Below are 8,989 nucleotides of genomic sequence, written 5' to 3'. Positions count from 1 at the left end.
GACCCATGTAGTCAATGAGATTTGAGTAGTTATTCTCTGCCGCTGACCGAGGTGCGCTACCGGAATTCAGATATTTACCAGTTTCTGCTACTGCAACTTGGTTAAAGCTCTCAAGAGTTTTAGTAACACTTGCATCAAAACAAGACGTTGGTACTTCATTAATGCCAAAGTTTCCAGCCTTACGGAAGTCACCGATGATATCTGCAAGTTTTTTGTGTGCAAAACTACCATCTGCATTTTTAACCTCACAATAATGATCTGGAGTCGACATAATCTCCAAGAGCTTGTCACGAACCATATCTACAGTTGCAGGTGTACCGTAATAAGGTCCCACAGCCCAATGCCACGGATGAGTGTTCGGGAAATCAGCATTGACAAACGATCTGATGAATATTTGGTGATCTTTATTAGTATCTCCCATAGAACGTTCGAAGTTGTGGGTGGAGTTTCTCCAATCCATGAACAAGTTTAGCCTTCTAAACAGATAGTTCGTTTGCGAGTATTCACTAAATGAGTCACGCATACCTCTGATTGTCGTGCGATAATAGCGCTCATCATATTTTCTGAATCGGTCTTTCATTATCTCAGCACGGTTTGCACCAGCGTCGAAACGGTTACAATCATCATTCAGTGAAACATGACCATCTGTACAGTACTTGTACACTCTAATCTTGCTTTCATCATGTGGAAGTTTTAGTTCAGGTTCACGACCGAGAACGCGTATAACACCGAATTCTGAAACGTCAGAGCGACCACCTAGAGGATCTAATGTTTCTTCTAGAAGCTTTTTGTCAAGAGTTTCAACACTTACAAAGTTGCTTTCAACGTTATACTTTTTGCTAAGACTATCAAGTTCAGGTTGAGTAGCTTGTACTTCAACTTGACGCTTATAACCAAAGCGAAGAGCCGCTAAGTCATATGGACCAAACACAGGTTCATCGTAGAAGGAGCCATTGTAATCCATGATGGAAGTGTAACCAGGTACAGTCCTTAGTTTGTGTTCAGCCAAATTGTCTTTAGCAAAAAAATTGCTAATGTCATTGCTTCCTTTGAAGTTATGGCGCAACCCTAAGTTATGCCCTAGTTCATGAACAAGAACTTGTGCATAGCTAACACCAGCAATAAATAGGCTTAATCGCTCCTGCTGTTCAGCAGTCAGTTCAGTCCAAACTTTCAGATAACCGGCTTTACCTGCATTTTGCGAGCCACCATTCCACCATTCTGGCGCTAGATAGTCGAAAGTGATACCACCGATCGCTTTAGGCAAGTTTGATACATGTATAATACCATGTGCCAAACTTTCTACTGGATACATGTTATTCTCAGCCCAAAGTCTCTTCTCTAGCGCATGAATTGACTCAGTTTGCTCGAACGTGTTGCCTTCATGAGAAATACGCGCCATTTCCTGTGTAACTATTTCTGCTACCTGTTCAATGCTCTCATACTCCTGAATTTCTGGAGTTCTAGCAGCATTGATAACATTCGCGTCGTCAGCATAGTAATCAACTACAGTAGATGACGAAAGCGGTATGCTACCTGAATTACTCGCAGATTGGACTTTCTCATCTTTAGGAGCCGTATCCACGCGCCCTTTGTTGAAGTCAGTCGCAATGCTATCCCAACGCCAAGAAGAACCAGCACGTATTACACCAGAATATTGGTTTACGTGACCGCTTATTATTTCACCTGTCAAAGGGTTAACCGCTGTTGGACCCAGTCCAGCCAAGCCGTTATCAAGTGGCTCATCAATCAAGTGAATAACGTTATAGCGTAAGTCACCTGCCTGCTTACCAGACGGCTCATGCAACTTGATTTGAGGAACTCCTACCTTGGTTATTTGAGAGTTCATTCTCTCAATCGTTTCTTGAGTTACTCTTTTAAAGAATTTGGATTCTTCGTTAACATTAAAGCTATCTGTTAAGTGGTAGTTGATAACTTCTTTGTTTGGGTTAAATCTGTGAAGATATTCGAATTCATTGTCCCACTCATTTCTAGAATAAGAGACATCGGGACGACCAACTTTATTGAAAAAATAACCAAAGCGGTCACTATCGTATCTCTGATAGACAACTGGCTCATAATCATCAGACTTCGATCGCACTAAATCTAATGGGACTAGAGAATAGAACTGAGAAACCGTGAATGAAAGGTTATCTAAATCTAGATCTTGCTGAACGTATTCACGGAGGAAACAGAAACCATCTTTTACTTTGAAGTCTTGTTCAACTTCGAAATTGATAACTCCATCAGCCGTAACTTCATATCCTTTCCAACCAGACTCCGGATTAGTCGCAAGTCTAGCTTTTCCAGAAGTTGAATAACAGTTATCTAAGCGTGTAGGTGCTAGAAAGTTAAATTGATGAACCTTTACATCCGCAAATTTTGGAAGGAAGTAATTTCTTAAATTCCAAGGTACTTCATTATTGTCTACTTTTTCTTCTTTGTTAGTACAATCACCATAGCTATCTTCTTTACACTGGTAATCAACAAAATCACCAGGAATTGTCAAGATTGGTTGAGCATTACTTTGCTCATCTAGCCATCGACCCAATTCATTACTATCTATTTCATTTTGGCTTATCAAATCTGGATTTAGTAACCTAGCCTTAAGTCCACCTGAAGTATCGTTATCAAAAGAACCTTCAAAAGATAAAGTCACCAGCTTCTCTTGACCTGGGTAAAAAGGCATCATACTCACAGCATATTTTGGCGCCTTAGCTAGAGACGGCATAAAGAGATAGACTTGATCAGTTTTAATGTTGCTTTTAGCAAACTGCTGTTCTGGTTTAGATACCGTATCATATGCTTGGTCATCAGCCCCACAGCCCACTAGCGCTGCTCCTACTGCTGTCACCAAGCTAAGTTTCTTAAAATTCATAAGTAACTACCTGTTGTTGTTTTTATTTCCTAAAAAGAGAATGTTGCAGTTGCAACATAGGTGGCACTCTCACTGTCAAACAGATCGATATTGCCTAATGTGCCTCGCTCAGCATCGGTGTATACACCACTAGAAGAAGCACTTAATGAAAGAGATAAGTAATCGGTGGCTTTGTAGCTGCCAGATAAGCTACCCGCATAGGTAAAACTGCTTCGTCTGGTGCCTTGATAACTTATAGAGTTACCGCCAAGCACTGAGGCACTGATTGAGAAGTCTCCCATTGAATAGCTCCCCCCAGCAGAGATGGAGTAGATCCACTCACTCAGAGAACTTCCGCCAGCTGTTTTGTAAGAATGGAAATTCTTTCTTAGCCTAGGGCTCACTGATAGGCTGACATCAGATACTTTTAAACTGATAGGTAGTGCCAGCCTTAAAGCGGTATTCAGATTCTGCTTTCTGGACGTTTCTGATGTCGGTACTGTAAGCTGACCGCTAATACCAACATTACCCGTCTCTCCAAATTTGCCGATACTCGAATATGAAAGTCCTATTGCTGTATCGGTAAAAAAGTCTCCAGTTCTGTCCTCAAGTGCTCGATAAGCACCTGTAGTGATAAACGTGGTTAACTTTCCTTCTGTAGCAGAGAACCTTGCATTCCAATTAAGTGCGCGCGAAGACCGATAATCGTCTGGGTGGTAGATGTTGGTTTGATAACCAAGCGACAAACTACCTCCGTATTTCGTTTCAACGACTTCTTCCTTAGCGACACTTTTCGCACCGTCGTCCTGCTCTGAGTTAACTGCTTCTTCAGCCATCGCATTAAACGAGGCTAGAGCTCCAGTCATCAGAACAAGTCCGGGCAACGAGGTTATTTTTGTGTGCTGCATAAACGTTTCCGTTTCGTTCCTGTTAAATTTCCTAAAATTTGAAGTGCAAGAGCCCTACCCTTAATTAACTAAAGGGTACAAAGGGTTATCCGAAAATATTCAGCCCTTAATCTTCAAAATATCAACAACATACTCAGAACGTAAAAGACCGCTTATTACTAAAATTCTAGCAATAAGGGTTAAGTACTTTGTATGTTTAAATAAATATTCAAATAAATTAAATAATTAAAGAAAAGTAATTACATCCTAAAAACATAACAACTTGTTACTTATTTTCATTATTTTAAATATTTAAATAGATCTATGATTCGATTTGATTATTTTTCATAAGCTATCCTGTAATTCCTTTTACATGTATCAAACTACTGGTGTAGTTGGTTAGCCTAGCCAAGACTTATATTTATTAGATGTGTAAAATAAGATAAAGCAGATTCCATACGCTTTATTTATTCTTTATATTGAAGGTAATTTCTAGTCTTTAATATCTCTTAATTACTTTCAAATTTCACTCTGTATATTGTTTCTAAGTATTAATATTCGAGTTAGTTCATCTTTTAAATGTAAATATTTTCAACCATCGATTAAAGAACGCTCGTTTTCTTCTTTTATTTTTTCTTTAGTATTCTTATGTTCTCTATATTTTGGATGAGTAATGGGTATTGCTGATAGAAGTTTCTTTGTGTAGTCCGCTTGAGGGTTATCGTAGATTTCTTTTACTCCACCCATTTCTACAATTTTTCCAAAATACATTACGGCAACTTTGTCCGAAATATGGCGAACGACAGAAAGATCATGAGAAATAAAAATCATCGCCAAATTCATCTCTTTCTGAAGACGAAGTAACAAGTTCAAAATCTGAGCCTGAACAGACACATCCAATGCAGAAACAGATTCGTCGCATATCAGAAGCTTGGGCTTAAGTGCGATAGCTCTCGCAATGCCAATTCGCTGTCTTTGCCCCCCAGAAAACTCATGAGGGTATCGCTCTGTTGAACTCGCTGGAAGACCGACTTTTTCTAGCAAGTCCAGTACCCATTGTTTTCTCTCTTTTGGTGTGCCGACACCGTGTATGATATAAGGCTCTTCCAAGATCATTCCGATGGTGTGTCTCTGGTTAAGTGACTCCATTGGGTCTTGAAAAACAATCTGCATGTCTTTACGAAGCAAGCGCATTTGTCTTGGTGAAAACTGAGTAATGTCCTCACCTTCAAAGAAAATTCGCCCTTCCGTCGGTTCAAATAACTTGAGTATGGTACGGCCGAGCGTACTTTTTCCGCATCCCGATTCCCCGACTAGGCCGAGTGTTTGCCCTCTCTCGACTGAAAATGAAACACCATCAACGGCTTTCACTGTGTAGCCTTTTTTAAACACACCTTTGCCAGAAACAAAGTGCTGTTTTAAATCAACAATTTTAAGTACTTCTTCCATTGCTGTGCTTACCCTTTGAACTCTGGAAACGCGGTAATATCGATAGGTTTAATCTCGATAGGCTGCTTGGGCTCGTTATCTAGGTTAGGCATAAGCCCCATCAATCGCTCGGTATATGGATGTTGAGGATTATCAAAAAGATCAAAGACATCAGCGAATTCGACCACTTTGCCGCCATACATCACCGCCACGTCATCACAAATCTCTGCAACCACACCTAAGTCATGAGTGATGAATATCATCGCCATTCCTGTTTCTTCCTGCAGTTCTCGCATAAGTTCAAGAATGGATGCCTGGACGGTTACGTCCAATGCCGTTGTAGGTTCATCACAAATCAAGATGTCTGGCTTACAAGCCAGTGCCATGGCAATCATGACTCGCTGGCGCATCCCGCCAGATAAGTTATGAGGATATTCATTCATCCTCTTCTCTGGCATTGGAATACGCACTTTTTTCAGCATTTCTAGCGAATAAGCGTTTCGCTCAGATTTTGATAAGTCTGGTCGGTGCAACTCCAACACTTCGTTAAGCTGTCGCCCTACGGTGTGAACAGGGTTTAACGCTGTCATCGGATCCTGAAAGATGATGGAGATATTATCTCCACGCATCTTATACATTTCCTCGGCTGGCAACGTCACCAAGTCGATCCCGCGATACAATATTTCGCCATTAGTCACCCGACCGTAAGGCTTGGGAAGCAGCCCCATGATCGACATGGAGGTAACACTCTTTCCACAACCCGACTCTCCAACTAAACCAAGTGTACGCCCCGCTTTCACATCGAAGTTAACACCATGAAGAATCTTCACCACACCATCATCGGTGGTGAATTCGGTTTCCAGATTTCTTACGCTTAATATTGTTTCCGCAGACATACGACTTCTCCTGACTGACTCATTTACAGCTTGTAGCGGGTGTCCATAACCGTAACCGGCTCGAACGTCTTTCCACTTTTCACTGCTTTTTTGGTTTCTTTCTTCATTTCAGAATCAATCCAGAATGTATGCAAACCTAAAACCCTGTTTGTTGGGAACATTGCCTCTGTCATTCGTGTCATCGCATTTTTCGGAAACTTAATGTAACGCCAGTGAGCTTCACGTGAATATGGCACCATGTAACCCGGCACGATGACATGGGCTTCTGTAATCTTCTGTTGAATTTGATGAGATAGGCTATGTCTCTTTTCTACATCAAATTCCTTTCTATATTGCTCGATAAGCTTGTCTAATTCTGGAGAACTAAAGTTGGTGTGGCTGTTAGTTTGAGCTTTATTTGCATTGGCTGAATGGAAGTATTCCCAGTAAGCTGGTACTTCTTTCCCGCCCATATTTAGGAATGCAAGTTCATGCTTTTTCTCTAAAACGAACTTAAATGCTGATGAGCCATCAACTAGATTAAGGTTAAACTCAATTCCGGCTTTCTTACCTTGCTCTTTCAAAAATGCAATTCTGGGTGTCCAAGAGTTGTAGCCATAAGTAATTGCAAAACTTAGGCGATCACCATTCGCGTTAACACGAATACCATCAGCTCCGATTTTGTCGAATCCAGCTTTGTTAAAGAATTCCCCAGCTAGCTCTGGATCAAATTTAGGAGGTACTGGATTAGGCTTGTCGTATTTCCCATGTCCAAATCCCATTGCATGCGGTTTGCGCGAGTAATCACCTCGAGTGATTTTCTCGATCATGCCGTCATAATCAGTTGCATGCATAATGCCCTGACGCAAATTGATGTCTCCAAGGTGCGTTTTTGACGTATTGATCCATAGACCACCAGCTCCCTGAGGTCTCTCATTGAACCCCCAGAAACGGTGTATGTAACCCTTCTGGTAAGGCTCAGAGTTGGTTTTTTCATGCCATACGCTTGGAAGAATAGTTGGGAATGCGTCTAGGTCACCCTTCTCAAAATGTTTACGTGCGATATCGTTATCGCGTATTACTTTGATTCGGATCTTATCCACATTGAAGCGATTCTTGTAATAAGGATTGCTGTATCCCCACCAGTCATCGCCAACGTGTTTGAATGTTAGGCTCTTACCTTTCTTTACTTTATCTAGGTAATAGGCGTAAGTCGTTGGTTCACCTTTGAAATTGTATTTACGGACAAAGTTATCATCAACTCCATCCCCATTTTCATCCTTTGAAGGCTTATAAAAGTGTTCTGGACGAGGGCGCAGAGAACCTAGAGCGTAAAGCAGGTCGTCCGGGTTCTTTTCCACACCCGAAACAGCTGCGATAGTATGCTCATCAATCTTGATTATTTCGTCGATCTGTTCTGAGTAGTAGGTGTTATACCAAGGTTCTACAATGTCTTTCGAGCGGTAGAAATTAAGCATAAAGACAAAGTCATCTGCGGTAACTTTCTCGCCGTCGGACCATTCTGCTTTTGGATTAAGTTTGAAATAGATGGTCTTATTATCACCTGCATAAGCCCATTCATTGGCTAGGTCAGGAATCCATTCAAGTGTGTCTGGATGCTTTCCAACCAGGGAAGGCACTTTATCTAAAAAGTAGTGGCGCAAGCCAGAGTTTGAATCCGGACCGACACTTCTTAGTGTCTGAGGAAAGCTAAGGATAAATGTTCGATAAGTTCCACCGCGTTCGGCTTCTTCCGAACCTATATTCGGTTCATCCCAATTGGTGTTCCAGGTCAACCCTTCAGGTAGTGTCGTTGCTTGTGCTGTAAACCCGACAGCAGAAAGCAGCGTAACCATTGCTAATTTTTTCATAAACATTCCCTATTTAATTATTCTAGTTATACGTAACGTGTAAATTTCTTAGGATCGAAGGCTGCACGTATCGCTTCGCCGATAAATGTCACCATAACCAATACAAAGACCAACGCAGTCACAACTGACGTAACAATCCACGGCGAATCCAAGTTTGACTTACCTTGCTGGAGCAATTCTCCCCAGCTTGGCGTTGGAGGACGAAGACCGAGTCCCAAGTAATCCAGCGCAGTCAGAGCAGCAATATTTCCTGCAATTGTGAAAGGTGCCAGAGTCACTATCATTACCATGGTATTAGGCAAAATGTGCCTGAATATGATTCTGAAGGTACTCGCCCCCAATGCACGCGCCGCCATTACGTACTCACGAGCAGATTCTTTGTAAGTCATGGTTCGCATATACCAGGTAATACCGATCCATCCGAACAATACGTTTATAGCAACGAAGAGAGTAAAAGTTGGCTGAGTGACCGAAACCAGAATCATGATCACATATAGGAATGGGACCAAAGACCAAACTTCTATCAGTCGTTGAGTGATCAAATCAAATTTGCCACCAAAGAAACCCATAGCACACCCCACAGCAGTCCCTATCGCGTAAGAGAATGCCATGGTAATCAGCGCAAACCCAATTGCTGTACGAAATCCGTATACCAGTCTCGCAAGAATGTCGCGACCGATAACGTCTGTCCCCAGATAATGCTTAGTTTCTGCGTCTGGTGCAGTAGGTGGGAAATCACCGCTAAAGTCCTGCTCATAAGGGTTCCAAGGGACTAACGGCATAACCACAAAGTTCTCTGAGTTTTGATCTTCAAAGGTCTGAGCCAGAAGCCTGTAATCCGCTTCCCCTGAATGCGTCTGACCAAAGCGTTCAGCTAAATGCACATCGCTCACGACCGGGAAGTACCAATCGCCTTCGTACTTAACGACTAAGGCTTTGCTGTTCACAAAAAATTCTGCAAGCAACGAGAGTAGGATCAATGCAGACAAAGTCAGAAATGACCAGTACCCGCGTTTAATCTCTTTGAAGCGTTTGATCTTTTTTCTTGTTAATGGAGTTAAGTTCAACATC

6 protein-coding genes are annotated in these 8,989 nt (G+C 41.8%); all 6 read right to left on the bottom strand.

The genetic code is table 11. The features are described 5' to 3' along the window. Positions 1 to 2,878, bottom strand: a 2,878-nt coding sequence (locus tag RH89_RS13305) for a zinc-dependent metalloprotease (RefSeq protein WP_004402645.1), incomplete at its 3' end; no start/stop codon positions are given. A 29-nt stretch (positions 2,879 to 2,907) separates the two neighbouring features. Continuing rightward, positions 2,908 to 3,765, bottom strand: coding sequence for a hypothetical protein (locus RH89_RS13300; protein ID WP_004402643.1), 858 nt, complete (start codon positions 3,763 to 3,765; stop codon positions 2,908 to 2,910). Positions 3,766 to 4,335: 570 nt separating this feature from the next. Further along, complete coding sequence (locus RH89_RS13295; RefSeq protein WP_004402640.1) at positions 4,336 to 5,193, bottom strand: ABC transporter ATP-binding protein; 858 nt, start codon at positions 5,191 to 5,193, stop codon at positions 4,336 to 4,338. A gap of 8 nt (positions 5,194 to 5,201) precedes the next feature. After that, positions 5,202 to 6,068, bottom strand: a complete 867-nt coding sequence (locus RH89_RS13290) for an ABC transporter ATP-binding protein (RefSeq protein ID WP_004402637.1) — start codon at positions 6,066 to 6,068, stop codon at positions 5,202 to 5,204. 23 nt (positions 6,069 to 6,091) lie between these two features. After that, a complete protein-coding gene (locus tag RH89_RS13285) occupies positions 6,092 to 7,918 on the bottom strand; it encodes an extracellular solute-binding protein (RefSeq protein ID WP_004402634.1) in 1,827 nt (608 codons plus the stop codon). Positions 7,919 to 7,944: 26 nt separating this feature from the next. Next, positions 7,945 to 8,988, bottom strand: coding sequence for an ABC transporter permease (locus RH89_RS13280; RefSeq protein ID WP_004402632.1), 1,044 nt, complete (start codon positions 8,986 to 8,988; stop codon positions 7,945 to 7,947). Position 8,989: the final 1 nt, after the last annotated feature.

The sequence above is a fragment of the Vibrio nigripulchritudo ATCC 27043 genome (assembly GCF_000222685.1).
Classification (GTDB): Bacteria; Pseudomonadota; Gammaproteobacteria; order Enterobacterales; family Vibrionaceae; genus Vibrio; species Vibrio nigripulchritudo.
The sequence above is the reverse complement of the archived record's forward strand: the minus strand, read 5'-3'. Positions and strand labels throughout refer to the sequence as shown.